We start from the raw sequence: 25,409 nt of genomic DNA on the forward strand, positions 1-25,409 counted from the left end.
CAAGAGGAAGCCTCTTCATGTCGAATTCTTCTCAGGGCCTGGCCCACATGCTGTCCAATGCCGATGCAGTGATCTGGCTCACAGCCATTGTTTTGCTGGTGATGTCGGTGATCTCGTGGACGCTCATCATTTCAAAGGGGCGACTTAGCCAGCGGCTGCGGAAGTCGGCAGCAACGATCGCGGCAAGCTTTTGGCAATCCAAAAGCATGGACGATGGCCTGGCCGCGATTCGCAGCGCCGAGCCTGCGCCTTTGTTTTCAGATCTGGCGCAAACGGCGATTGATCTGCAAAAGGCCTCGGCAAGTGGAACGCTCGATGGCCAATCCACTCTTGAAGACCGCATTACGCGGGCCTTGCGCCGCAGCCTTCATGCTTCAACCACGGTACTCGAGTCTGGCCTGGTGGTGCTGGCATCGATTGGTGCCACTGCGCCCTTTGTCGGGTTATTTGGCACGGTATGGAGTATTTATCACGCACTCATTAATATCTCGGGCAGTGGCCAGATCATGATTGAGCAGGTGGCTGGTCCCGTGGGCGAGGCCTTGATCATGACGGCCTTTGGTCTGTTTGTGGCCATTCCTGCTGTGCTGGCCTATAACGCGCTCACACGCGGCAACCGGGTGGTGATTGCAGAATTAGATGCCTTTGCCAATGATCTGCGGGCCTATCTTTTAAAGAAAACCGCGTAACTCCGGAGTCCATTCATCATGGCCATGGGAAAGTTTGAATCGTCGGGAAGCGGTCAGCCGCTCTCAGAAATCAACACCACACCACTTGTCGATGTGATGTTGGTGCTCTTGGTGATCTTCATCATCACGGCACCCTTGATGACACGGGCCATTTCACTGGATCTGCCCAAATCCGACACGCCAACAGTCAGCACACCAGAAAACACACTCAACGTCAGCATCAATGCCAAGGGTGAGCTTTTCTTAGATAAAAAACCTGTCAGTAAAGAGGAACTGCGGTCTGCGCTAGAGGCAGCCGCTACCAAATCCAAGCAGACGCCCATTCACCTGCGTGCCGAGCGTGATACGCGTTATGAAGCGGTGGTGGAAGTGATGGCCCTGGCCAACCGCCTGGGCTTGAGTCAGTTGGCCTTTGTCACGGACTTGGCCCAATCGGCCAAGCCCTAACGCGTTGATTTAGTGTTTCATTGGGCCTGAGTGGCCCATGCCCTGCTGAAGCTTTTTCACTTCAACGGTCACTTCCTGTTCGCCCGCATTTTTGAAAATCAGGGTAACGGGGAACTTCTCGCCTTCTTTGAGCGGCTTATTCAGATTCATGAGCATGAGGTGATAGCCATCGGGGCTGCCGCGCTTCATGGTGACTTTTCCGTTAGCGGGAACGGGAATGCCAGGAATTTCACGCATCTTCATGACGTTGTTGTCCATCACCATGCGGTGGACTTCCATGGTTTTGGATACCGCAGAGCGGGCACCAACGAGTTCATCGGCGGTTTTACCGCTATTGCGAATCTCTTCAATGAAGATAGCGCCATGGGGCTGGCCGGGGGCACTTGGCATGGCCACGGGGTCTTCAATCACCAGCGGGCCTTTGGTGAACTTGGCAGCATGGGCTGCAGGCAGCAGGCTGAGCATGGCGGTGGCAGCGAGGGTGGTAAGTAGTTTTTTCATGATGGAGAAATGGAGGGGGTTTGGGGTTGGGAAAGCAAATTAAATCAATACAAAAAGCAGAACTAATTTTTTAATTTTAGTGCAGTAAGTGAACCAACCAAAGCGATAGCGATGGAAACAGCAACAACAGCACAATGCGCAACGCATCGGTGACAAGAAAGGGCAGCACCCCCCGATAGGTCTGGGTGATGGGCACTTCCCGGGCCAGGCTGTTCACAATAATCACATTCAATCCAATGGGTGGCGCAATGAGCCCAAACTGCACAATCATCAGCACCAAAATGCCAAACCAGATCGCCTTGTCTTGCGCTTCTAACCCCCACAAATCCAGGCCCATAAGCGCGGGAAATAGCACTGGAATCGTGAGCATGATCATGGAGAGCTCATCCATCACGGAGCTAAGCACCAGGTAGAGCAGCAGCACGGCCACCAAAATCCAGAGTGGATCTGCCGTGATGGTGGTGACCCAGCTGGCCAGCTCAGTAGGCAGTTGCGTTAACGCAAGACCCGAATTCATTAAGTCGGCGCCAAGAAAAATGAAAAAGATCATGGCGGTTGTTTCTGCTGTTACAAGCACGGAAGCGCCCAGTGCTGACCAGTCCAGCGTTTTTCGAATCAGCCCCGAGATCAGCACTCCAGCGGTGCCAATGGCAGCGCCCTCGGTGGGTGTGAAAATGCCGGAGTAAATTCCGCCAAAGACCAAGAGAAAAATAATCAGGATTGGCGATACACCAAGCAAGGCCTGGCGGCGGGCGGCGGAACTAGCGCGTGGCAGTGGGGTGGTCTGGCCGTCATGCCGATGCATCAACCGTAGCACGACCAAGTATCCGGCAATGGCAACGAGTGCCGGCACGATACTGGCCGCAAAGAGTTTGGCAATGTTTTGTTCGGCCAAGATGGCATAAATCACAAGCGGCACCGATGGCGGAATTAAAATGCCCAGCGTGCCACCGGTGGCCAGTGTTGCGGTGGACAGCCTGCCGCTATAGCCGTGTGATTTCATCTCGGGATAGGCCACCTGCGTGATGGTGGCGGCTGTGGCCACCGAAGAGCCGCAGATAGAACCAAACACGGCACAGGCAAAAATGGCAGCGAACCCCAGTCCACCTTTGAGGTGGCCCACCAGTGCGGCAGCAGCTTCAAAGAGCGATTTGGATAGGCCGGCTTTGACAGCAAGCTGCCCCATTAAGAGAAACAAAGGAATGACGGACAGCTCGTAGACCGAGAGCCGTGCCATGGTGGTGCCCTTGAGTGCGCCAAGTAATGTGTCGGTGCCGGCAATCCAGGCAAAGCCAAGGGCCCCAGGAATAAACATGGCTGCAGCCACGGGCATGCGCAGCAGCATGAGCACGACCATGAGACCAAACATGCTGATGGCAATCATGCTTGGGCTCACGATGGCCGCCTGGCGCTGATCGAAAGACCAATCATGGCCATAAGCGCAAAGCCTGGCACCAAGATGGCGTAATGAATCCACGTTGGAATGCCAAGAATCATGCTGCTCTCGTTGGTGGGTAGGGCGCTCACGGCAGCACTCAGAGTGCGCCAGGCCAACACCGCTGCAATCAGACCCATTAAGCCATCGCCCACGCGTTGCAGCTGTCTTTGGTGCCGCTGGGTCAGCCCCTTGGTAAAAAACTCAATCACCACATGGGAGTGGTGCCACTGGCACCAGGGCAGAAAGCAGCTAATGGCAAAGGCCATGAGCAGTTGCGCAATTTCAATATCACCGGGAATCGGTGCCTGAAACAGGCTTCTGCCAATCACACTGACCACGGTCGTGAGCACCAGCAGCCCCAGTGCAATTCCACCAAGCATGGCAAAGCCCCGAGCCAGTCTTTGCATAACAGGCGCTTACTTGCTGTGTTTACGAATCAGCTGCTTGGCATCAATCAACATTTGCTTGCCGTTGCCGCCAGCCTTGTTCATCTGGGCGACCCACTCATCGGCAAGCGGTGCGGAAAGCCGCATCATGCGATCAGTCTCGGCTGCCGAGAGTTGGATCAGGGTATTGCCGCGTTTCACAGCAGGGTCGCGGCCAAAGGCCTGGCTCTGGTCCCAGGTGCGGCCCATCTGGCCTGAGAGTTCCAGGCCAGTGGTTCGATCAATCACGGCCCGCAGATCGGCGGGCAGAGATGCATAACGCGCTGGGTTCATGGCCAAGACAAACACGGCGGTATAAAGCGCGGGCATGTCTTTGGGCGTCTCGGTATGAAACTTCACCATCTCATGGAGTTTTAGCCCCGGCATGACTTCCCAGGGCAATAAAAATCCATCGATCACGCCCTTGTTGACGGCATCACCTACTGAGTTCACAGGCATACCAACAGCAGAGGCCCCCAGACTGGTCAAGAGTTTGTTGGTAAACCGTGTGGGCGCACGCATCTTCATGCCCTTGAAGTCATCCACACTGCGAATGGGTTTGCTGCGGGTGTGAATAAAGCCATTGTCGTGGGTCGCAAAGGCCAGTGGCTTTAAGCCCGTAAATTCTTTTTGGCCGTGCTGAAGATAGAACTCCCAGGCGGCTTTCGATGCGGCTTCAGCGCTGTGGTTCATAAATGGAAGTTCAAAGACTTCCATGGCTGGGAAGCGGCCGGCGGTGTAGCCAGGTAAGACCAAGACAATGTCCACTACACCATCACGGGCCTGATCGATTAATTGTGCCGGTGTGCCCCCAAGCTGCATCAGCGGAAAAATCTGGCACTTCAGGCGCTGATTCGATTCTTTGCCAATCCGATCACACCAGGGCTGAATCATCTTGGTCTGCTGGATACCACTGGCAGGTAAAAAGTGGTGAATCTTTAGCGTGATGTCTTTGGCCACCGCTGTTGATGCGGTGCTAAAGAGCAGGCCTGCCGCAAGGGCGGCGCTGGCGATGAGGTTGCGTGTGGATTGGAACAAGAGTGGCACCATGTCGAGAAAAATTTAACAAACGAGCAAAACGTGGGGCCAGCGAGAAGACTTAGTCACCCTTGGCCATGGGCCTGCTGGGGTCACTACACCACTCACTCCAAGAGCCGGCGTAGAGCGCACTGCCAGCGAGCCCTGCGATCTCCATGGCCAACAGGTTATGGCAGGCCGTGACACCAGAGCCACAGGTGTGCACCACCGCCATGGGGTCTTGCTCGCCAATGATGGCTTCAAATTCTTCGCGTAGCTTTGATGCCGGCTTAAAGCAGCCCTTGCTGTCTAAGTTGTTCACAAATACACGGTTGATGGTGCCCGGAATATGTCCGCCAACTGGGTCGAGTGGTTCCACATCGCCCCGATAACGCTCAGGAGCGCGGGCATCAATCAAATAAGCAATGTCGCGATCAGAACCAGCATTAACCCAGGCCTGCACGTGATCGACCGTCCAAAGCGGCGCAAGTGAGGGCCGCACCGTAATTTTCCCTGGTGCTTTGGGCGTAAACGGCTCCACCGACAGTGGGCCATCGGCTGCCAACCATTGCTGAAAACCACCATCGAGTACGCCGCATTTCAAGTGGCCAATCCATCGGCACATCCACCACAAGCGAGATGCATACACACCCGCCGATGCATCGTAGCCAATGATCAGTGTTTTTTCGTTGGCGCCAAGCGAGGCGAGAAGCGCTGCAAAGGCCTGTGGGTCGGGCAGCGGGTGACGGCCATTGCGGCCGTTTGCTGGACTAGAGAGATCGCGGTCCAGATGTAAAAACGCCGCCCCAGGAAGATGGCCTTCGGCATAGGCCTTGGCACCAGCATCGGGGTTCATCAGGTCATGACGACAATCCACAATCAGAATGTTGTCTTGAAGCCCGACCAGTTCATTAACAGAGATGATCGGATTAATAAGTCACCTGTTGCCGTAAATATTCATGGAAGTGCAGCATGCCGTCTTCCATGGGGGACTGATAGGGGCCCGTCTCGTTTTCACCGCGAGCCATAAGTGCCTGGCGGCCACGGTCCATACGTTCGGCGATCTCGTCATCTTCGACCACTGTTTCGTTATAGGCGGCCTGGTGGGCCTCCATAAACTCTGGTTCAAAGAGTGCAATTTCTTCTGGGTAATAAAACTCGACCACATTAATGGTCTTTTGTGGGCCCTTGGGGTGCAGGGTGCTCACCACCAAGACCTTGGGGTACCACTCCACCATGATGTTGGGGAAGATGGTCATCCAGACCGCGCCATACTTGGGCAGGCCCTCGGGGTGCATGCGTAAGACCTGTTCATGCCAGCGCTGGTACACCGGTGTGCTTGGGTGTTGAAGATCGGTAATGCCAACGGACTGCACTGAGTAATGTTTGCCATAGTGCCACTGCAGGTTACTGCAATCGACAAAGTGGCCCAGGCCCGGGTGGAAGGGCACGACGTGATAGTCGTCCATGTAGACCTCGATAAAGGTCTTCCAGTTGTAGTTGCACTCATGGGACTGCACACGGCCCAACATGTAGCCTGAAAAATCGAGCTGCTCCATAAAGGGTGTGCTCGACAACTCGTCAATGATGGTCTTATCGCCCTCGAAAAGCAGGCCATTCCAATTTGAGAGTGGGTAGTTCTTTAAGTGACGGCAGGGATCTTTGGCGAAATGCGGCGCCCCGATCAGGTCACCTTTTAAGTCATAGGTCCAGCGGTGAAGTGGGCAAACAATGGCGTCGGTCTGGCCTTGGCCTTCCAGCATGACGGCCTGACGGTGGCGGCAGATGTTGGAGAGCAGCTGAATGCCTTCCGGGTTGTGGACGAGCACGCGACCGTGGTCCTCGTGGGCCAGGGACGAAAACGCACCCAGCTCGGGCACCATGGCGCTGTGGCCGACATAACCGGGCCCATATTTGAAGCAGGAAACGAGCTCCTGGCGCAAAATGGACTCGTCAAAATAGGCATGAACTGGAAGTTGTGCTGCGCTTGGCGCCAGCCGAGAAAAGCTTCCGACATCCGACATCGAAGAACCTCCCGAAAAACGTAAGGGGGGGAGTATACCCCGGGGGTCTAAGGTCTTGATTCATTTCAATTAAAATTCGTCAATGACGGAAAAAAATAGTTCCAAGCGCACCAACAAGGCGGGTGTGAATGTGCCCGAAACGGCTGATTTAGAGGGCCTGAGTTTTGAGCAGGCCATGGCCCAGATCGAGCAGGTCGTGGCCCAGCTTGAGCAGCCCGATGTGCCACTGGCCGAGTCCCTGGCGGCCTATCAGCGGGGCGCCGCCCTGATGCGGCATGCCCAGGCTATTCTGAACCAGGTCCAGACTGACATCGACATCATTGAGTCCGGCAAAACCTCACGGGTGGGCCGCTCCGACATGATTTCCCAGATCAAGGAATAAGTTTGAATTTCAATCAGTGGGCCTCGGAATCCCGTAGCCGTATCGAATCTCTTTTGGCCGCAGAGCTGGCCAAGCGTAAGCCCCTGGCCGATGGCCGTGGCGATCATCGGCTTTTTGATGCCATGGCCTATGGCGTGTTGGGCGGTGGTAAACGCATTCGGGCCTTACTTGCGATTGCGGCCGGCGAAGCCGTGGGCGCCCCCACGGCCTGGTGCGACACGGTTGGGGCTGCAATAGAGTGTGTCCATGCCTTTTCATTGGTCCATGACGACATGCCCTGCATGGACGACGACGCCCTGCGGCGCGGCCAGCCCACCGTTCATGTGAAGTACGGCCAGGCTCAGGCCCTGCTGGTGGGCGATGCCCTGCAGACCCTGGGCTTTGAGCTTCTGGCAGAAATTCCTGCCCCGGCAAGTACCGTGGTCGGGCTGGTGGCCGGGCTGGCCAAAGCCACGGGCCTGCAAGGCATGGCTGGCGGCCAGGCAGTCGACATCGAGGCTGTGGGCCTGCCCATGAATCAGCAGCAGTTAGAGGCCATGCATGCACTTAAAACCGGTGCCCTGATCTCGGCAGCCGTCGAGATGGGCGCCGCCTGTGGCAGCCCGACGCCCGCCCAGGCCCAGGCATTGAAGCGCTATGCGGCCCTGGTGGGCCTGGCCTTTCAGGTGGCTGACGATGTGCTGGATGTTTCGGCCGATGCCCAGACCCTGGGCAAGACGCCAGGCAAAGATGCTGCGGCCAATAAGCCCACTTTTGTCGCTTTACTTGGCTTAACCGGCGCACAGGATTACGCTAGGGCTTTGCATGACCAAGCCATTGCCGCCCTTGGCCCCTTAGGGGCTCAGGCCAAGAGACTCGAAGATCTTGCCAATGCATTGGTCGAACGCACACATTAGAAAGAGCATCAGGGAATGGATTCACAACAGTCACTTTTAAATTCGGTCAATTCACCCGCTGATGTCCGGGCGTTGGACCGCCGGCAGTTGAATCAGCTTTCGCAAGAGCTACGCGAGTTTTTGCTGAACTCTGTCTCGGCCACCGGTGGCCACCTGTCTTCTAACCTGGGCACGGTGGAACTCACAGTCGCCCTGCACCATGTGTTTAAGTTTCCTTATGACCGATTGGTCTGGGACGTGGGCCATCAGAGTTACCCCCACAAAATTCTGACGGGCCGTCGTGATCAGATGCCCACGCTGCGTCAGTTAAATGGCATTTCTGGTTTTCCAAAGCGTAGTGAGAGTGAGTACGATCACTTTGGCACGGCTCATTCATCCACATCGATTTCGGCAGTGTTGGGCATGGCGGTGGCTTCCAAAATCAAAGGCGAACACCTTGGCCCCGAGCGCCGCCGCCATATTGCCGTGATTGGTGATGGCGCCATGAGTGGTGGCATGGCCTTTGAAGCGCTGAACAATGGTGGCCTAGATACCGAACTCGATTTGTTGGTGATTCTGAACGACAACGATATGTCGATCTCGCGGCCTGTGGGCGCGCTGAGCAACTACCTGACACGGCTGTTGTCGGGCCGCTTTTATCGTTCCGCCCGTGAACTGGGCAAGCAGGTCCTGGGCGCGATTCCGCCTGTGTTGGAATTTGCCAAGCGGTTTGAGGGCCATGCGAAAGGCATGCTGATGCCCAGCACGCTGTTTGAAGAGCTCGGCTTTAATTATGTAGGCCCCATTGATGGCCATGATTTAGACGCATTAATTCCCACGCTTCAGAATCTGCGCGGCCTAAAAGGCGCCCATTTTCTGCATGTGATTACCCGCAAAGGCCAGGGCTATCGCCAGGCCGAAGCCGATCCGATTCTGTACCACGGGCCCGGTAAATTCGACCCAGAAGTCGGCATCACACCAAAGGGCGGCGCCAAACCAACGTACTCCCAGATTTTTGGTAAGTGGCTCTGCGATGTGGCGCAAAAAGACCCACGTGTGGTGGCGATTACGCCTGCCATGTGTGAAGGCTCGGGCATGCAAGACTTTGCAGCACGTTTTCCTGCACGCTACTTTGATGTGGGGATTGCTGAGCAGCACTCGGTGACGTTTGCAGCGGGTATTGCCTGCGAGGGTCAACGGCCTGTGCTTGCGATCTACTCAACCTTCTTGCAGCGTGGCTATGACCAGCTGATTCACGATGTGGCCCTGCAGAATCTGCCGGTCTTATTTGCGATTGATCGTGCTGGTCTGGTGGGTGCCGATGGCGCCACCCATGCCGGTGTGTTTGATGTGGCCTTTATGCGTTGCGTGCCCAATATGGTGATCATGGCGCCCAAAGATGAGCTGGAGTGCCGCAAGATGCTCAACACCGGCCTGACGATCGATGGCCCAAGTGCCGTGCGTTACCCCCGTGGTTCTGGCACGGGTGTCGATGCCACCGACACGTTTGAAACCCTGCCCATTGGCCAGGCAGAGGTGTTGCGTGAAATTCAAAAACCAATTCCGAAGCAGCGCATTGCCATCTTGGCCTTTGGCTCCATGGTGGCCCCTGCGTTGGTGGCCGGTGATGCCTTGGACGCCACGGTGGTGAATATGCGCTTTATCAAGCCGCTCGATATGGCCATGGTGGAAAAAATCGCCAAGACCCATGACCTGATTGTGACGGTGGAAGAACACGTGATTGCGGGTGGTGCAGGTTCGGCCTGTGCCGAGGCCCTGGTGGCGCTGGGCGATGCCATTCCCATGGTGCCAATCTTCCATCTGGGCCTGCCGGACCGGTTCATTGACCACGGCGATCACCAGAAGTTGCTATCAATTGAGGGGCTAGACGCTAAGGGTATTGAGGCCTCGATTCGTAGCAAAATGGTGGCCCCTGTTGCCTTGAAAGCTGTTTCATGAATTCTCCTGGTATGCCGCCACTTGCTCCGTCCACCCCAATGCCCGATGTGCAGGGCTCGATTGATCACCGAAACCTGGCGATTGAGCAGGTGGGCGTGCGCGGTGTGCGCTACCCCGTGTTGATTTCCTGTGCCGACGGTTCTACCGAAGCATCCGTGGGGGAATTTAGCTTAAGTGTTGGCCTGCCTGCTGATCAAAAGGGCACCCATATGTCCCGTTTTGTCGAGCTCTTGGAGTCGATGAATCGCCAGGGCATGGCACTGTCCGCCCAGGCCATGCGTGCCTTGTTGCAAGACATGCTCACGCGCTTAAATGCAGCCACGGGAAAAATTGATGTTGCCTTGCCATTTTTCATGATGAAGACAGCGCCTGTGAGCGGTGTGCAAAGCATGATGGACTATCGCTGCCGTTGGGTGGCTGAGCAGCACGCGGCAGGCACGCAGATCTCTTGCGAAGTGAAGGTACCGGTAAAAAGCCTGTGCCCGTGTTCGAAAGAGATCTCGGAATATGGCGCCCACAACCAGCGCTCCGAGGTCACGGTGATGGTTCGGCTTGAAGGGTCAACTGATCTGGCCGTAGAGTCTTTGGTGCGGACCATCGAGGCCCAAGCCTCTTGCGAGCTTTGGGGGTTGTTGAAGCGGCCCGATGAAAAGTACGTCACTGAACGGGCCTATGACAACCCAAAGTTTGTGGAAGACTTGGTCCGTGATGTGGCCACGGCCGTAAAAGCGATTCCGGGTGTGATTGGCTTTGAAGTGGAGGCCGAGAACTTCGAATCGATCCACAACCACTCGGCCTGGGCGCGGATCGTTTCCTGATCAGTCGCGAAAGTTTCCGAAATTTAACGGCAGATCAGAAACTTCCTTTTTTAGTAGTGCAATGGCGGCCTGCAGGTCGTCCCGCTTATTGCCGGTAACCCGCACCGCATCCCCCTGAATCGAGGCCTGGACTTTCATCTTGCTGTCTTTGATGATGCGCACGATTTTCTTGGCGTCATCGCCCGCAATGCCGTGGCGCACCTTGATCACCTGCTTGACCTTGTCGCCACCGATCTTTTCAATCGTGCCGATATCCAGAAAGCGCACGTCCACACCGCGTTTGGCGCACTTGGCCACCAGCACGTCGCGAACTTGGCCGACCTGAAAATCGCTGTCGGCATAGACCGTTAATTCACGATCTTTTTGTTCGACCTTGGCACTCGAGCCCTTGAAGTCAAAACGGGTGCTGACTTCTTTGCTGGTCTGGTCCACCGCATTGCGAAGTTCAGCCATATCGGCTTCTAAGGTTGCGTCAAAGGATGGCATCTGGCGCTCCTTATTTGGTTTTTTTGCGGGTGGCGGCCTTGTCTGCCGCAATCCGCATACGCAGGGCGTTCAGCTTGATAAAGCCGCCGGCATCGGCCTGGTTATAGGCGCCGCCGTCGTCATCAAAGGTCGAGATCTTGGCATCAAAGAGTGAGTTCTTAGAACTGCGGCCCACCACCGTGACGGTGCCTTTGTAGAGTTTTAGGCGGACCGTGCCGTTGACATTGGTCTGGGTGTGGTCGATTAAGGTCTGCAGTGCAATCCGCTCGGGCGACCACCAATAGCCGTTATAGACCAGGCTGGCATAGCGTGGCATGAGATCGTCTTTTAAGTGGGCCACTTCACGGTCAAGCGTTAAAGACTCAATGGCGCGGTGGGCGCGCAGCAAGATGGTGCCGCCCGGAGTTTCATAGCAGCCACGGGACTTCATGCCCACGTAACGGTTTTCCACCAAGTCGAGCCGACCGATGCCGTGTTTGCCACCCAATTCATTGAGCTTAATTAAGAGCTCGTGGGCCTTCATTTTTTTGCCGTTAATGGCGACCAAGTCACCCTTGGCAAATTCCAGCTCGATCACCTCTGGCTTGTTCGGTGCCTTTTCAACGGGCACGGTTAAGCGCCACATGCCTTGTGCGGGCGGCTCACGATTCGGGTCTTCCAGCACGCCGCCCTCGTAAGAAATGTGCAGCAGGTTGGCGTCCATCGAGAAGGGGGCCTCGCCCTTGCGTTTTTTGTAGTCGACCGGAATGCCGTGTTGATCGGCATAAGCCAGCAGCTTGTCACGTGAGAGCAGATCCCACTCGCGCCACGGAGCGATGACCTTGATGCCGGGCATGAGTGCATAAGCGCCCAATTCAAAACGGACCTGGTCGTTGCCCTTGCCGGTGGCACCGTGCGAAATCGCATCGGCACCTTCTTTTTTCGCAATGTCGATGAGCCGCTTGGCGATCAAGGGCCGGGCAATCGATGTGCCCAACAGGTATTCACCCTCATAAACCGTGTTGGCGCGGAACATGGGGAAGACAAAGTCGCGAACGAACTCTTCGCGCAAGTCTTCGATATAGATTTTTTTGATGCCGAATTGCTTTGCTTTTTTGCGCGCAGGCTCAAGCTCTTCACCCTGACCAATGTCGGCAGTAAAGGTGATGACTTCGCAGTCGTACTCGTCTTGCAGCCACTTCAAAATGACCGATGTGTCCAGGCCACCGGAATAGGCCAAGACAACTTTTTTAACTGTTTTTTTCTTGGTGGTAGCAGCAGGGGATTGTGCTTTAGGGGCCTTGGTGGCGCGGGTTTTAGTGTTCATGCGAGTCACGATCTCAGTGAAATGGCGTTAGACAAAAGACAGCTTGTAATTATCGCGCTTTCTAGGACGCAAATCTTGGTGCCTGACGAGTGCGTTGCCCGCCCAGGCTGCAAAGCGCAGGCCCGGGGCAGCCGGCGCTTTGTGGCTTAGTCGCGAAGACGGCCAAGCAGCAGAAATTCCATCAGGGCTTTTTGGGCATGCAGCCGGTTTTCGGCCTCGTCCCAGACCACGGATTGCGGGCCATCGATCACGCCGGCCGAGACTTCTTCGCCACGGTGGGCGGGCAGGCAGTGCATAAAAACCGCCTGTGGGTCAGCAATGCGCATCATGTCTTCATCGACCATCCAGTCGGCAAAGTCTTTCAGCCGTGCCTCGTTTTCGGCCTCAAATCCCATGGATGTCCAGACATCGGTCGTGACCAAATGGGCGCCTTTGGCGGCTTCCATGGGGTCGGCAAATTGCTCGAAGTGGCCGTTAGAAAAAAGCCCGGCACGTTCGGGTTCGACTTCATAGCCCGGCGGTGTAGAGACCCGGACCTGAAAATCTAGCACTTCAGCAGCCTGCAACCAGGTGTTGCAAACGTTATTTGAGTCTCCAATCCAGGCGACTGTTTTTCCCTGAATCGAGCCACGGTGTTCGATATAGGTAAAGATGTCGGCCAGAATCTGGCAGGGGTGGTATTCGTTGGTCAGGCCATTGATCACGGGCACCCGAGATTTGGCGGCAAACTTTTCCACCATGGTCTGCTCAAAGGTGCGAATCATGACCAGGTCGCACATGCGTGAAATCACCTGGGCAGAGTCTTCGACCGGTTCGCCACGACCCAGCTGTGTGTCGCGGGTGTTCAGATAAATGGCCGCACCGCCCAATTGATGCATGCCCGCCTCAAACGAGAGCCGCGTGCGGGTCGATGCTTTTTCAAACACCATGACCAGGGTCCGGTCTTGGAGTGGCATATGCCGCACATAGCGCTTAAAGCGGTCTTTGATGATCTTGGCACGCGAAAACAGATACTCGATGTCATCTTTCGAGAAATCTTTAAATTGCAGGAAGTGGCGCAATTCGGTCATTGGCTGCCCCCTGTTAAAAATTGCCGCACGATGGGCGCAAGCCGGTTCACGATTTCTTCGGCCTCTTGGGCATTGATGGTGAGCGCGGGCAGCAGGCGAATCACGCTATCGGCCGTGACATTGAGCAGCAGCCCCGCATTACGCGCTAAGCCAACAATCTCACCGCAGGGGCGATCCAACTCAATGCCCATCATCAGGCCATGGCCACGAATTTCTTTCACACCGGCTACGCCCGCAAAGGCTGCGTTAAAACCGTCAAGCATTTGTTTGCCACGGGCGCTGGCATTGTTGAGCAACTGCTCAGACTCAATGGCGCGAATTGTTTCAAGCCCTGCCCGCATGGCCAGGGGATTGCCGCCAAAGGTGGTGCCATGGTTGCCCGGCTGAAACACGCTTGCTGCAGCACCGTGGGCCACGACCGCGCCAATCGGCACACCAGAACCCAGCCCCTTGGCCAGGGGCATGACGTCTGGCGTGATGCCGGCCCACTGGTGGGCAAACCACTTTCCGGTTCGGCCGATACCGCACTGGACTTCGTCCAACATCAACAGCCAATTTTTTTGAGTACAAAAATCGCGCAGCGCTTTTAAAAACGCAATCGTCGATGGGCGAATACCGCCTTCGCCTTGAATGGTCTCTAAAAAGACGGCACTAATGTCGGGGTGCCGTTCGGCCATGCGACGAATGGATTCCATGTCATTCATGGGCACACGGACAAAGCCCTCGACCAGGGGCTCAAATCCTTTTTGAACTTTTTCGTTGCCGGTGGCCGACAGGGTGGCCAGTGACCGGCCATGAAAGGCCTTTTCAAACACAATCACTTTGGGCTGGGGAAAGCCGCGTTCGTGGCCATATTTACGGGCGATTTTGATGGCCGCCTCGTTGGCCTCAAGCCCAGAGTTACAGAAAAAGACATTGGTCATGCCCGATAGGCGCACGAGTTCTTGGGCGAGTTGGGCCTGCAGCGATACCTCGTAGAGGTTGGACGTGTGAATGAGCTTGCCAACCTGTTCTTGCAGCCCGCGGACCAACCCTGGGTGGGCATGGCCAAGGGTGTTGACCGCAATGCCCGACAGGGCATCAAGATATTTGCGGCCTTCCGTGTCCCAGAGCCAGACACCTTCCCCGTGGGTAAACGCCACCGGCTGGCGGGAATAGGTATTCATCAGGGCATGGGGTAAAGATGTCATGTCCGTACTCTTGAATTCTGATTGGGTGAGTCCGATAGAATACCTGTTTCGCTAGGGTTTGCCCTTGGAAGCAGCGTGTCAAACCGTCCACCACCCCCTAAACAGTATTTGATCGAAGGCCGAACCCATGCGGGAAAGCCTTTTCGGCCCAGTGATTGGGCCGAACGCCTTTGCGGGGTCATGTCGTCGTTTCGGCCCGCTGGCCAACGCCAGATCACCGGCGCCGCGCTTCAGTACTCGCCATATGTCCACCCGGTATTGGTGGGTGGCCTGAAATGTGTGGCCGTTGATGCCCGCCTTGACGACATCGAGCCCATGGCCATGGAGTTTGTTCGAAACTTTGCCCGCGACAACGACCTGCCTTTTGTCGAGGCTTGTGTCTTGCCGGATGAGCCCAGCGCTTAACCGAGCGCGTTGATCACCCGCTGTGTGATGGCATCCACAGCACCAACACCCGATACGGTGACAAGTTTTGGTGCGGCGGCATCACCGCTTGCCGACCAGTTTTTGTAGAAATCAACAAGTGGTTTGGTCTGGCTGTGATAGACCTCGAGACGCTTGCGCACAGTGGCTTCCAAATCATCGTCACGCTGAATGAGTGGTTCGCCTGTGACATCGTCTTTGCCCGCAACCTTGGGCGGATTGAATTTCACGTGATAGGTGCGGCCACTGGCCACGTGGACACGCCGGCCGCTCATGCGCTCGATAATGTCTTCATCGGGGACAGTGATTTCCACCACAGCATCTAAACGCACGCCAGCATCTTTCATGGCCTGCGCCTGGGGAATGGTTCTTGGAAAACCGTCAAACAGATAGCCCGAAGCGCAGTCAGGCTGGGTCAAACGCTCTTTCACCAGATTGATGATGATGTCGTCGCTGACCAAGCCGCCTGCATCCATGACTTTTTTTGCGGCCACGCCCAGAGGTGTGCCCGCCTTGACGGCGGCACGCAACATATCACCGGTGGAAATCTGCGGAATGCCATACCGCTTGGTGATGAACGCTGCCTGAGTGCCTTTACCGGCGCCTGGGGGGCCGAGCAGAATGGTCCGCATAGAAGTCTCCGTGATTGGTTTGACTTGATTATAGAGATCCTGGCCAGAGTTGCCGTACACGTTCCAGATCTTCTGGGGTGTCAACGCCAGCATGGGGAGCATTGGCCGCAATGGCGACTGCGATCTGGTGGCCATTCCAGAGCCAACGCAGTTGCTCGAGTTGTTCTGCTTTTTCGGGTGGGCAGACTGGCCAGCCAGGAAAAAGCCGAAGGGCGCGCACGCGAAACCCATAAATTCCGATGTGCCGCAGCGCAGCCGGTGTTGCACCGGATCGAACGTCTTGCAGGCTTGGCCACTGATCCCGTTGGTAGGGAATTGGCGCTCTGGAAAAATACATAGCGATTGATTCGGCGTTGCAGACCACTTTTACTGCATGTGGGCTAATTAGGCTGGCATCGTCGTGAATCGGCGTTGCCGCAGTGGAGACCGATGCCTGTGGTCGATCGTAGAGCACGTTGGCCACTGCATTGATGAGTGCTGGCTCAATTAGCGGCTCATCACCTTGTACATTGATGATGACCTGATCGGGGTTGCAGTCTAAAAGCGTGGCAACTTCGGCGATGCGGTCGGTGCCGCTTGGATGATCGGCCCGTGTGAGGACGCATTCAACACCGTGATCGGCCACGATTTGCGCAATGTCGCGACAGTCAGTGGCCACGATGACACGATCGGCCTGGCTCTGTTGGGCACGCTCTGCAACGCGCACCACCATGGGTTTTCCGGCGATATCGGCCAGTGGTTTGTCTGGCAGCCGCGACGAGGCACGTCTTGCCGGAATAACGGCCCAGAACTTGCTCAAGCCTTGTCTTTCGCCTGCTTGGTGGTCGTGGCGTTGCCGCTGTCTGCCATTGGTGCTGTTTCGATTTTTTGCAACGTGATGGCACTGCTTTCTAAAAGATAGGGAATGCCATCGACAATTGGATAGGCGAGGCCGGCAGATTCACAGATCAAATAATTTCCACCTTTGCCCAGGGTGAGCGGTTCTTTGGTCTTGGGGCAGGCAAGAATTTCAAGCAGTTTGGAGTCCATGGACAAACCTTGTTAAAAAATCATGATCAAGCTGCGCTTCCCGGCGCAGCGCCCAAATTGGAATGGCGCAGGATTGGGCCTGATTGAAAAACTTTACCGCATCTTTTTCAGTCATGAGCACCAGATCGTAATTCTGTGTTTCCCATTTTGCCTGCACGTGCTCGATGGTTCTGGGGTCGTGATCTTCGAGCGCCAGGGTGTCGCATGACAGGCCAAGGTCGGACAGTGTTTTAAAAAACCGTGCAGGCACTGCGATTCCGGCGGTGGCCAGAACGCGCCGATTGCGGAATTTTTCAATACCGGCTGCGAGTCCCAACCACTGGCCCGGCGTTGACCATGCCTGTAGCGGTACCCAGGCCGCATTGCGCTGAGACAGATGCCCGCAGTGTTGGGGAAGGGCATGCAAGAACGTATGCGCATCAGGACGTATGCCAAAGCCGTTATCGATCCAGGCACTGAATCGGTTCAGGTCCCCAATGGGTTCACGCAGTGGGCCCAGGGGCAGGCAGTGGCCGTTGCCAAAGCCGCGATCATCTAAGACCAAGACACTGACATCGACGGCAAGCGTGGACTGCTGCAGGCCGTCATCAAGCAGCACGACCTGCAGGTCGGGATGACGGGCTTTTAATGCCTGCGCCCCCTGTAATCGGTTTTTGCCAACGGCAATCGGCAGTTGGGTGCGCCAGGCCAATAGCCAGGCCTCGTCGCCAATCAGGCTGGCTGGGGTCTGGCCAAGTTCGCTGGGATCGATTACACGGCTGGGCTGGTGTTCGGCGGCCGAGCGATACCCCCGGGTGACAATGCCACAGCGCAGCCCAGATTCTTTTAGCCCCTGGGCAAGCCCAATGACACAGGGGGTTTTTCCGGCACCGCCCACGATCAGGTTGCCGACGGCAACCACCCGAAGCCCCGGTACCGATTGGGGCGGCGCCAAAAGCTTTAGATAGGCCCGGCGCAGTGCCAAGATTCCGCGGTAAAGCAGGCTTGCCATCCAGAGCAGCGCCCGCTGCGGCCAGGCCAGCACGGGCTGATCGCTAAACCATTGCTGAAACAGGCGGCCGTTGCGATTATTGGTGACAGGGGGCATGGGCTTGTGGATAAGGCTGTGGAAACTTCGGAAGTTGAGAGAATAAGCGCATCTAATTGATCTGGTCGAATTTTGAATTTGTCTAGGCCAGACCTTTCGGTTTTTAAAAAAGTATTTACAAATCAATAAGTTATGCGAAAAACATTGGGCCTTCAGGATCTGATCGTGGTTTTGTCATCAAACTGCCCGCAAAGCCTTGCGTTGTGGACATCTTTTTCATGAGAGCCTTATTTTTTCGTAGTTTCACGGCTGTTTCACGGTGAAAGGCAGGTAGAAATTGTCGGTCCTGACGGTAGCAGAGCTGAATCGGGCGGTGGCGGCGAATCTAGAGCGCAGCTTTCCGCTGATGCGGGTGCGGGGCGAAATCGCCCAGCTGACTCGGGCGGCCAGTGGCCATTGGTATTTCTCGCTTCGAGATGCCGCAGCCAGCGTGCGGGCCGTGATGTTCAAAGGCAAAAGCGCTGTGCTGGACTGGCAGCCCAAAGAAGGGGACCAGGTGGAGGTCGCGGCGGTCGTGACCTTGTACGAGCCCAGGGGGGATTTCCAGCTCCGTGTGGAGTCCATGGTGCGAAGCGGGCAGGGGGCGCTTTTCGAGGCCTTTCTGGCAAGAAAAGAAAAACTGGCCAAGGCTGGGCTTTTGGATGACGCCAGAAAAAGGCCCCTGCCAGAGTCAATGGCCTGCGTTGGCCTGGTGACCTCGCTGGGTGCGGCGGCCCTGCGCGATATCGTGGTCACGCTCACGCAAAGCGCCCCCAGGATTCGTCTGCGGCTCTATCCCTCTTTGGTCCAGGGCCAAGATGCACCGGCCATGCTGATCTCACAACTCGCGCGGGCCGATCAAGACCCAGATGTAGACGTGATTCTCTTGGCCAGGGGTGGTGGCAGCCTGGAAGATCTCTGGGCCTTTAACGATGAAGGCCTGGCGATGGCGATTGTCCAATGCCGGCACCCGGTCATCGTGGGGGTTGGCCACGAGACCGATGTCACGATCGCCGATCTGGTGGCCGACTATCGGGCGGCCACCCCAACGGCCGCAGCACAGCGAATCGCTGCGCCGGATATCGCTGCGCGCCAACGGCTTGCCGAGTTTTCGCGGGCCAATGCCGTGATGATGCGTCGTCGCTGGGAGGCGGCTCAGCAGCGGCTTGACCTGTCGGTCCAGCGGCTAAGAAGCCCATCGGAGCGTCTGCGTGAGCGTGTTCAACGGGTTGCAGCGTTGGGCCTTGCCATGCGGGCCGCCATGTCGGCCAGGGCCGCTAATGCGCGTGCGATTGCCCAGCGGCAGGCAGCACAGCTCACAGCCCTTGATCCCACTGCAATCTTGCGCCGGGGTTATGCCATGGTCTTAGATGAGACCGCCTCGGTGGTGACCGATGCTGGCCGGGTCGCAGACGATCAGGCATTAAAGGTTCAATTATCAAAAGGCCTGCTCGAAGTCCGGGTTCAGAAGCGCCATCTGCCCGACGATGCGGGATAAAATCCGTGGCTCTCTGACTGTCGGTCTACCCAAAGGATAACGATCAATGGAACACACTCTTCCCGCACTGCCTTACGCGCTTGATGCGCTTGCGCCGCACATCTCCAAAGAGACCCTGGAGTTTCACTACGGCAAGCACCATCAGACTTATGTCACCAATCTGAACAATCTGATCAAGGGTTCTGAGTTTGAGAATTCTTCGCTTGAAGAGATTGTGAAGAAATCGTCCGGTGGCGTATTCAACAACGCGGCCCAGATCTGGAATCACACGTTTTACTGGAACTCGCTTTCGCCCAAAGGTGGCGGCAAACCCTCTGGCGCCTTGGCTGCTGCGATTGATGCCAAGTGGGGTTCCTTTGATGCCTTTAAAGAAGCCTTTACCAAAAGTGCCGTCGGCAACTTTGGCTCAAGCTGGACATGGCTAGTGAAAAAAGCCGATGGCAGCTTGGATATCGTGAACACCAGCAATGCTGCAACACCCTTGACCACGGCTGACAAACCCCTGTTGACCTGTGACCTGTGGGAGCACGCTTATTACATTGATTACCGTAACCGTCGCCCTGACTATATGGGCGGCTACTGGTCTTTGGTGAACTGGGAATTCGCCGCAAAGAACTTCGGCGCCTAAGTCTTAAGGCGCTCTAAAGAAAAAGCCGCGAAGGGATCATTCGCGGCTTTTTTATTGGTGCTGTTTTGGGCGTGTCGATGACCAAAGAAACGTTGGCTTAAGGCTGTTTATTGGCGCGGCTTGATGGGCCCGCCGGTGATCGCGTCACCAACCAAGACACCGCGTTTTTTAAACCAACCTTGTTCCATTTCCAAGGCGTATTTCACAGGCTTAGCCGAACAGTGGGCCTGCTCTGAAAAGGGTGTCATGTCGGCAAAGTTCACAATCTTTCCGTCATCGGCGACAAAGGCAATAGTGAGTGGTAGCGGCGTGTTGCGCATCCAGAAACATTGCTGTTCGGCCTGCTCGAAGACAAACAACATGCCATGGCTTGGCGGCAGGGATTGCCTTCCCATCAGGCCCTTTGTTCGCTGAGCGTTGGTCTGGGCAATTTCAGCAGTGATTTGAAAAAACCGCACATGCAGTGTTTCGGTGGGAAGTGTCTGGGCCTGCAGGGGCTGGGTGGCGGCAGCCAGGGCCAATGCGGCGAGTACCAGGCGGCCAAGGAAATATTGGGGTCTTGTCATGATCCCGCTATTGTTTCTGACTTTTCAATTGTCGGGAAATCACTGGGGACAGACAATAAAAAAAGGCAGGTTTCCCTGCCTTTTTTGCCAAGCGTCCCGGCAAGGCCGGGATGACTTGAAGTAACAGTGCCAGATTACTTCTTGGCTTCTGCTTTCTTCTCGTCTTTCTTAGCTTCTGCCTTGGGAGCAGCTTTCTTCTCGTCTTTCTTAGCAGCAGGAGCAGCTTTTTTCTCTTCTGCCTTGGGGGCAGCAGGTGCTTGTGCGAAAGCAACGGTTGCGAAGGAAGCGGCGATAGCAGCAGCGATCAGTTTTTTCATGGTATTTCCTTATCGATAAGTCTTAAATGATCCCCGGGCGTGCCCGCCCAAGGGCCGGCTACGGAAATGCAGCCGACATAGGGAATAACGCGGCTGGCCCCTGGGGGTTGACGCCCACTCAGGGGTAAAATCACGAAAAATTATTAAATAGGGAGGTTTTGTGTACCAAAAGATCAAAGTGCCCAGCGTGGGCCAGAAAATCACTGTCCGCCCGGACTATTCGCTAGATGTCCCAGACAACCCCATCATCCCCTACATTGAGGGAGACGGCACGGGTGTGGACATTACCCCCGTGATGATCAAGGTGGTCGACGCGGCGGTGGCCAAGGCCTACGGCGGCAAGCGCAAGATCTCCTGGATGGAAATCTTCTGTGGCGAGAAGTCGACCAAGGTCTACGGCCCCGATGTCTGGCTGCCCGACGAGACCTTAGATGTGCTCAAAGAATATGTGGTGTCGATCAAGGGTCCCCTGACCACGCCCGTGGGCGGCGGCATCCGTTCGCTGAACGTGGCCCTGCGCCAGCAGTTGGACCTGTACGTTTGTCTGCGGCCGGTGCGTTATTTCAAAGGCGTGCCCAGCCCGGTGCGTGAGCCCGAAAAAACCGACATGGTGATCTTCCGTGAAAACTCAGAGGACATTTATGCCGGCATTGAGTATCAAGAGGGCAGTGCCGAGGCCAAAAAGCTGATCGATATTTTGATCAAAGAATTTGGCGTAAAGAAGATCCGTTTCCCGAACACGTCGGGCATCGGTATCAAGCCTGTCTCGCGCGAGGGCACTGAACGCTTGATGCGCAAGGCCGTGCAGTACGCGATTGATAACGACAAGCCTTCGGTCACCATCGTGCACAAGGGCAACATCATGAAATTCACCGAGGGTGGCTTTCGTGACTGGGCCTATGAGCTGGCCCAGAAAGAATTTGGCGCCAAGCCCATTGACGGCGGCCCATGGTGTTCGTTTAAAAACCCCAAGACCGGTAAAGAGATTGTGGTGAAAGACGCAATCGCCGATGCCTTCTTGCAGCAGATCTTGTTGCGCCCGAATGAGTACAGCGTGATTGCCACGCTGAACCTAAATGGCGACTACATCTCCGATGCACTGGCAGCCCAGGTGGGTGGTATTGGTATTGCGCCTGGCGCCAACCTGTCGGATAGCGTGGCCATGTTCGAAGCCACCCACGGTACTGCGCCGAAGTACGCTGGCAAAGACTACGTGAACCCGGGTTCCTTGATTTTGTCCGCCGAGATGATGCTGCGTCACATGGGCTGGGTCGAGGCTGCAGACTTGATCATCACGTCAATGGAAAAGGCCATCACCACCAAGAATGTGACTTACGACTTTGCCCGTTTGATGGAGGGCGCCAAGCAAGTCTCATGCTCTGGCTTTGGCGATGTCATGATCGGCCAGATGTAAAGCAGTAAAAAAAGCCAAAAAAAACCCCGATGAAATATCGGGGTTTTTTGTTACACCGTGGGGGAATTAACCCAGTGGTGTAATGTTCGATGCTTGCTTGCCTTTGGGGCCTTGCACGATATCGAACTGAACTTTTTGGCCTTCTTTCAACGAACGAAAGCCGCTCGTTGTGATTGCTGAGAAGTGCGCGAACACGTCCTCACCACCCTCATCGGGAGTGATGAAACCAAAACCTTTTGCGTCGTTAAACCACTTAACTGTACCCGTAGACATCAGTATTTCCTTAAAAAAATCGCGCACTTCTGTAACCCCAACCCTATGCCGAGGCACCACACATGCGTCAAAACAGCACCATTGCCAAAAGGCGACCAGGTTACTGTTTGCCTTTATGACTTCTCGAATATAGGGAAAAGCCTGTGGTTTGTCTACTCTCGCCAAACCTAATACATGACCGTAGAATCAAAAACCTATGAAAGTTAGATTTTCTGGCCCTTTTCGGGCCGGCCCAACAAAAAGGGACGACCCAAATCAGGGGCCGGACCGGGGCTCGACCGCCCTTTTGGAGCGCCAAGAGGCCAAGACCAAGCCGCCTCCGCTCTACCAGGTGTTGTTATTGAACGACGACTACACCCCGATGGAATTTGTGGTCGTTGTCCTGCAACAATTCTTTTCAATGGATTTAGAGAAAGCGACTCAGGTCATGCTCAAGGTGCATCGAGAGGGCCGCGGGGTGTGTGGTGTTTACACGCGAGACATTGCGGCCACCAAGGTGGAGTTGGTTAGTAGTTTCGCCCGGATGCATCAGCATCCATTGCAGTGTGTCATGGAGGAAGCATGATTTCCCAAGAACTCGAAGTAAGTCTTCATATGGCCTTTGTCGAGGCCAGACAGCAACGCCATGAATTCATCACGGTGGAACACCTGCTGCTCGCTCTGCTCGACAACCCATCGGCTGCAGAAATTTTGAAGGCTTGTGCTGCCAACGTTGACGATTTGCGCAAGGCACTCACCCAGTTCATTGCGGACAACACGCCCGTCATTCAGGGCCCAGAGGATGTGGATACCCAGCCCACGCTGGGTTTTCAGCGGGTGATCCAGCGGGCGATCATGCATGTGCAGTCCACCTCTAACGGTAAAAAAGAGGTAACTGGCGCCAATGTGCTGGTGGCGATTTTTGGTGAAAAGGATTCCCACGCAGTGTATTTCTTGCACCAGCAGGGCATCACGCGTTTAGATGTAGTGAACTTCATTGCCCATGGCATCACCAAGGCGCCACAGAGCGGTACCGAAGAGCCTGTGTCCAGTGAGCAGGCCGAGTCGGCCGCAGCCGCCAGTAGCCAGCCGCAGCAGCCCACGGCCTTGGATCAGTACACCACCAACATCAATGAGTTGGCGAAAAAGGGAAAGATCGATCCGCTGATTGGCCGCGAATACGAAGTCGAGCGCGTGATTCAGGTGCTCTGCCGTCGCCGCAAAAACAATCCGCTGTTGGTGGGCGAGGCCGGTGTTGGCAAGACCGCCATTGCAGAGGGCCTGGCGCGCCGCATTATCGACAAAGAAGTGCCCGATATTTTGGATCAGGCCACGGTCTATTCGCTGGACATGGGGGCCTTGCTGGCTGGCACCAAATACCGTGGCGACTTTGAACAGCGCTTAAAGGCGGTGTTAAAGCAGTTGAAGGCCGACCCCAATGCAGTCTTGTTTATCGACGAGATTCACACCCTGATTGGTGCAGGTTCGGCTTCAGGCGGCACGCTGGACGCATCGAATTTGTTAAAGCCTGCGCTCTCCTCGGGTGCGCTGCGCTGCATTGGCGCCACCACCTACAACGAGTACCGTGGCATTTTTGAAAAAGACCATGCGCTCTCTCGCCGCTTCCAAAAAATTGATGTGGTGGAGCCTAGCGTTGAGCAGACCGTGCAGATTCTCAAGGGCCTGAAGTCACGCTTTGAAGAGCACCATGGCGTGAAGTATTCTGCCGCTGCCTTATCCACGGCGGCAGAGTTGTCAGCCAAGTACATCAACGACCGTCACCTACCAGACAAGGCCATTGATGTGATCGATGAAGCGGGTGCCGCCCAACGCATCCTGCCCAAGAGCAAACAAAAACGCACCATTGGCAAGACCGAGATTGAAGAGATTGTTTCTAAGATTGCGCGCATTCCGCCGGCTACCGTCAATACCGATGATCGTGCGGTGCTGGCCCGTCTGGATCTGAATTTAAAGAGCGTGGTGTTTGGTCAAGATCCTGCGATCGAGGCCTTGGCTGCGGCTATCAAAATGTCGCGCTCTGGTCTGGGCAAGATTGATAAGCCAATTGGTTCGTTCTTGTTTTCTGGCCCCACTGGGGTCGGTAAGACAGAAGTGGCCAAACAGCTGGCCTATGTTTTGGGCATTGAGCTGATTCGCTTCGATATGTCCGAATACATGGAGCGCCACGCGGTGTCGCGCTTAATCGGTGCGCCCCCGGGCTATGTTGGGTTTGATCAGGGCGGCCTGCTCACGGAAGCGATTACCAAAAAACCGCATTCCGTCTTGCTGCTTGACGAAATTGAGAAGGCCCACCCGGATATCTTCAACGTGCTTCTGCAGGTCATGGACCATGGCACCTTGACGGACAACAACGGCCGCAAGGCAGACTTCCGCAACGTGATCATCATCATGACGACCAATGCGGGTGCCGAAACGCTGAATAAGCGCACGATTGGCTTCTCTAACGCCCGCGAGGCAGGTGACGAGATGGCGGACATCAAGCGCATGTTTACGCCCGAGTTCCGCAACCGCTTGGATGCCATTGTGTCCTTTAAGGCACTCGACACCGATGTGATCAAGCGCGTGGTCGATAAGTTCTTGATTGGTCTTGAGCAGCAACTGCAAGAGAAAAAAGTCGAGGTCAGCTTCTCGGAAGAGCTGCGTGATTTCTTAGCCAGAAAGGGCTTTGACCCCCAAATGGGCGCTCGGCCCATGCAGCGTCTGATTCAAGGCACCATTCGCAAGGCCTTGGCCGATGAATTGCTGTTTGGTCGTTTGGTCTCGGGAGGCCGTGTGCACATCGGTATGGATCCTGACAAAGAAGATCAGGTTTTATTGGAGTTTCCGAAAGACGATACGCCACCGCCTTCATCTGAAGGCCGCCGCAAAGACAATCCAGAATTGGTGGTCTAAGCGGTCCGCGTATCACAGCAGGTACAAAACGCCTCCTTCGGGAG

Annotated in this window: 28 protein-coding genes and 1 pseudogene; 12 read left to right on the forward strand and 17 right to left on the reverse strand. The window is 55.7% G+C overall.

Annotated features, from left to right (window positions below):
- The first annotated feature begins 17 nt into the window (after nt 1-17).
- The gene (locus AOB54_03515; protein ID WVN42458.1) at nt 18-689 is read left to right on the forward strand and encodes a MotA/TolQ/ExbB proton channel family protein; all 672 of its coding nucleotides are present in this window, start codon (nt 18-20) and stop codon (nt 687-689) included.
- Between the two features lie 18 nt (nt 690-707).
- A complete protein-coding gene (locus AOB54_03520; protein ID WVN42459.1) occupies nt 708-1,136 on the forward strand; it encodes a biopolymer transporter ExbD in 429 nt (142 codons plus the stop codon).
- A 9-nt stretch (nt 1,137-1,145) separates the two neighbouring features.
- Here AOB54_03520 and AOB54_03525 read toward each other — a convergent pair whose 3' ends face one another.
- The 6 genes from AOB54_03525 to AOB54_03550 form a co-directional block, all read right to left on the reverse strand.
- On the reverse strand, nt 1,146-1,637 hold the full coding sequence (locus tag AOB54_03525) for a copper chaperone PCu(A)C (GenBank protein ID WVN42460.1): 492 nt from the start codon (nt 1,635-1,637) through the stop codon (nt 1,146-1,148).
- A 76-nt stretch (nt 1,638-1,713) separates the two neighbouring features.
- Nucleotides 1,714-3,114 (reverse strand): TRAP transporter large permease, encoded by a 1,401-nt coding sequence (locus AOB54_03530; protein WVN42461.1) that lies wholly within the window; start codon nt 3,112-3,114, stop codon nt 1,714-1,716.
- Entirely contained in the window at nt 3,030-3,482 is a 453-nt protein-coding gene (locus AOB54_03535) for a TRAP transporter small permease (protein ID WVN42462.1), read from the reverse strand. Before AOB54_03535 ends, AOB54_03530 begins: the two co-directional genes overlap by 85 nt.
- A 9-nt stretch (nt 3,483-3,491) precedes the next feature.
- On the reverse strand, nt 3,492-4,550 hold the full coding sequence (locus tag AOB54_03540) for a TRAP transporter substrate-binding protein (GenBank protein WVN42463.1): 1,059 nt from the start codon (nt 4,548-4,550) through the stop codon (nt 3,492-3,494).
- Nucleotides 4,551-4,599: 49 nt separating this feature from the next.
- Nucleotides 4,600-5,451, reverse strand: coding sequence for a sulfurtransferase (locus AOB54_03545; GenBank protein ID WVN42753.1), 852 nt, complete (start codon nt 5,449-5,451; stop codon nt 4,600-4,602).
- Entirely contained in the window at nt 5,447-6,541 is a 1,095-nt protein-coding gene (locus AOB54_03550) for an aromatic ring-hydroxylating dioxygenase subunit alpha (protein WVN42464.1), read from the reverse strand. Before AOB54_03550 ends, AOB54_03545 begins: the two co-directional genes overlap by 5 nt.
- 82 nt (nt 6,542-6,623) lie before the next feature.
- Between AOB54_03550 and xseB the strand changes: the two genes are divergently transcribed.
- The 4 genes from xseB to folE2 are packed head-to-tail and all read left to right on the forward strand — an operon-like array spanning nt 6,624 to nt 10,575.
- Nucleotides 6,624-6,923: an exodeoxyribonuclease VII small subunit gene (gene xseB / locus AOB54_03555; protein ID WVN42465.1), complete on the forward strand. Its 300-nt coding sequence runs from the start codon at nt 6,624-6,626 to the stop codon at nt 6,921-6,923.
- 2 nt (nt 6,924-6,925) lie between these two features.
- Nucleotides 6,926-7,819 (forward strand): farnesyl diphosphate synthase, encoded by an 894-nt coding sequence (locus tag AOB54_03560; GenBank protein ID WVN42466.1) that lies wholly within the window; start codon nt 6,926-6,928, stop codon nt 7,817-7,819.
- A 15-nt stretch (nt 7,820-7,834) separates the two neighbouring features.
- The gene (gene dxs / locus AOB54_03565) at nt 7,835-9,757 is read left to right on the forward strand and encodes a 1-deoxy-D-xylulose-5-phosphate synthase (protein WVN42467.1); all 1,923 of its coding nucleotides are present in this window, start codon (nt 7,835-7,837) and stop codon (nt 9,755-9,757) included.
- 11 nt (nt 9,758-9,768) lie between these two features.
- A complete protein-coding gene (gene folE2, locus AOB54_03570; GenBank protein ID WVN42754.1) occupies nt 9,769-10,575 on the forward strand; it encodes a GTP cyclohydrolase FolE2 in 807 nt (268 codons plus the stop codon).
- On the opposite strand, the gene AOB54_03575 is transcribed toward folE2, so the two are convergent.
- The 4 genes from AOB54_03575 to AOB54_03590 all read right to left on the reverse strand — a co-directional run bounded on the left by AOB54_03575 (nt 10,576) and on the right by AOB54_03590 (nt 14,627).
- A complete protein-coding gene (locus tag AOB54_03575) occupies nt 10,576-11,061 on the reverse strand; it encodes a YajQ family cyclic di-GMP-binding protein (GenBank protein WVN42468.1) in 486 nt (161 codons plus the stop codon).
- A 10-nt stretch (nt 11,062-11,071) separates the two neighbouring features.
- Nucleotides 11,072-12,367 (reverse strand): argininosuccinate synthase, encoded by a 1,296-nt coding sequence (locus AOB54_03580; GenBank protein ID WVN42469.1) that lies wholly within the window; start codon nt 12,365-12,367, stop codon nt 11,072-11,074.
- A 146-nt stretch (nt 12,368-12,513) separates the two neighbouring features.
- Nucleotides 12,514-13,437, reverse strand: coding sequence for an ornithine carbamoyltransferase (gene argF / locus AOB54_03585; GenBank protein WVN42470.1), 924 nt, complete (start codon nt 13,435-13,437; stop codon nt 12,514-12,516).
- Nucleotides 13,434-14,627, reverse strand: a complete 1,194-nt coding sequence (locus tag AOB54_03590; protein WVN42471.1) for an aspartate aminotransferase family protein — start codon at nt 14,625-14,627, stop codon at nt 13,434-13,436. Before AOB54_03590 ends, argF begins: the two co-directional genes overlap by 4 nt.
- Before the next feature lie 75 nt (nt 14,628-14,702).
- On the opposite strand from AOB54_03590, the gene AOB54_03595 reads away from it, so the two are divergent.
- The gene (locus tag AOB54_03595) at nt 14,703-15,032 is read left to right on the forward strand and encodes a DUF3579 domain-containing protein (protein WVN42472.1); all 330 of its coding nucleotides are present in this window, start codon (nt 14,703-14,705) and stop codon (nt 15,030-15,032) included.
- Here AOB54_03595 and adk read toward each other — a convergent pair.
- From adk to lpxK, 4 genes and pseudogenes are all read right to left on the reverse strand, one after another.
- Nucleotides 15,029-15,682, reverse strand: coding sequence for an adenylate kinase (gene adk, locus AOB54_03600; protein ID WVN42473.1), 654 nt, complete (start codon nt 15,680-15,682; stop codon nt 15,029-15,031). The genes AOB54_03595 and adk overlap by 4 nt on opposite strands.
- Nucleotides 15,683-15,710: 28 nt before the next feature.
- The gene (kdsB, locus tag AOB54_03605; GenBank protein ID WVN42474.1) at nt 15,711-16,481 is read right to left on the reverse strand and encodes a 3-deoxy-manno-octulosonate cytidylyltransferase; all 771 of its coding nucleotides are present in this window, start codon (nt 16,479-16,481) and stop codon (nt 15,711-15,713) included.
- An 80-nt stretch (nt 16,482-16,561) separates the two neighbouring features.
- A pseudogene (locus tag AOB54_03610) lies at nt 16,562-16,711 on the reverse strand (Trm112 family protein).
- Entirely contained in the window at nt 16,692-17,798 is a 1,107-nt protein-coding gene (gene lpxK / locus AOB54_03615) for a tetraacyldisaccharide 4'-kinase (protein WVN42475.1), read from the reverse strand. Before lpxK ends, AOB54_03610 begins: the two are co-directional and overlap by 20 nt.
- Before the next feature lie 277 nt (nt 17,799-18,075).
- Here lpxK and xseA point away from each other — a divergent pair, with 277 nt between their 5' ends.
- A complete protein-coding gene (gene xseA / locus AOB54_03620) occupies nt 18,076-19,275 on the forward strand; it encodes an exodeoxyribonuclease VII large subunit (GenBank protein ID WVN42476.1) in 1,200 nt (399 codons plus the stop codon).
- Between the two features lie 46 nt (nt 19,276-19,321).
- Nucleotides 19,322-19,903 carry a superoxide dismutase [Fe] gene (gene sodB, locus AOB54_03625; protein WVN42477.1) on the forward strand — a complete coding sequence of 194 codons (582 nt, stop codon included), beginning with the start codon at nt 19,322-19,324 and terminating at the stop codon, nt 19,901-19,903.
- 107 nt (nt 19,904-20,010) lie between these two features.
- Here sodB and AOB54_03630 read toward each other — a convergent pair whose 3' ends face one another.
- Entirely contained in the window at nt 20,011-20,469 is a 459-nt protein-coding gene (locus AOB54_03630) for a DUF192 domain-containing protein (protein WVN42478.1), read from the reverse strand.
- A gap of 134 nt (nt 20,470-20,603) precedes the next feature.
- Nucleotides 20,604-20,786 carry a hypothetical protein gene (locus AOB54_03635; GenBank protein ID WVN42479.1) on the reverse strand — a complete coding sequence of 61 codons (183 nt, stop codon included), beginning with the start codon at nt 20,784-20,786 and terminating at the stop codon, nt 20,604-20,606.
- A gap of 160 nt (nt 20,787-20,946) precedes the next feature.
- On the opposite strand from AOB54_03635, the gene icd reads away from it, so the two are divergent.
- The gene (icd, locus tag AOB54_03640; GenBank protein WVN42480.1) at nt 20,947-22,200 is read left to right on the forward strand and encodes an NADP-dependent isocitrate dehydrogenase; all 1,254 of its coding nucleotides are present in this window, start codon (nt 20,947-20,949) and stop codon (nt 22,198-22,200) included.
- Nucleotides 22,201-22,266: 66 nt separating this feature from the next.
- On the opposite strand, the gene AOB54_03645 is transcribed toward icd, so the two are convergent.
- Nucleotides 22,267-22,473 (reverse strand): cold-shock protein, encoded by a 207-nt coding sequence (locus AOB54_03645; protein ID WVN42481.1) that lies wholly within the window; start codon nt 22,471-22,473, stop codon nt 22,267-22,269.
- Nucleotides 22,474-22,669: 196 nt separating this feature from the next.
- Between AOB54_03645 and clpS the strand changes: the two genes are divergently transcribed.
- Nucleotides 22,670-23,038 (forward strand): ATP-dependent Clp protease adapter ClpS, encoded by a 369-nt coding sequence (gene clpS / locus AOB54_03650; protein WVN42482.1) that lies wholly within the window; start codon nt 22,670-22,672, stop codon nt 23,036-23,038.
- Complete coding sequence (clpA, locus tag AOB54_03655) at nt 23,035-25,365, forward strand: ATP-dependent Clp protease ATP-binding subunit ClpA (protein WVN42483.1); 2,331 nt, start codon at nt 23,035-23,037, stop codon at nt 25,363-25,365. Before clpS ends, clpA begins: the two co-directional genes overlap by 4 nt.
- Nucleotides 25,366-25,409: the final 44 nt, after the last annotated feature.

Source organism: beta proteobacterium MWH-UniP1 (assembly GCA_036362785.1).
Lineage (GTDB): Bacteria > Pseudomonadota > Gammaproteobacteria > Burkholderiales > Burkholderiaceae_A > Lacustribacter.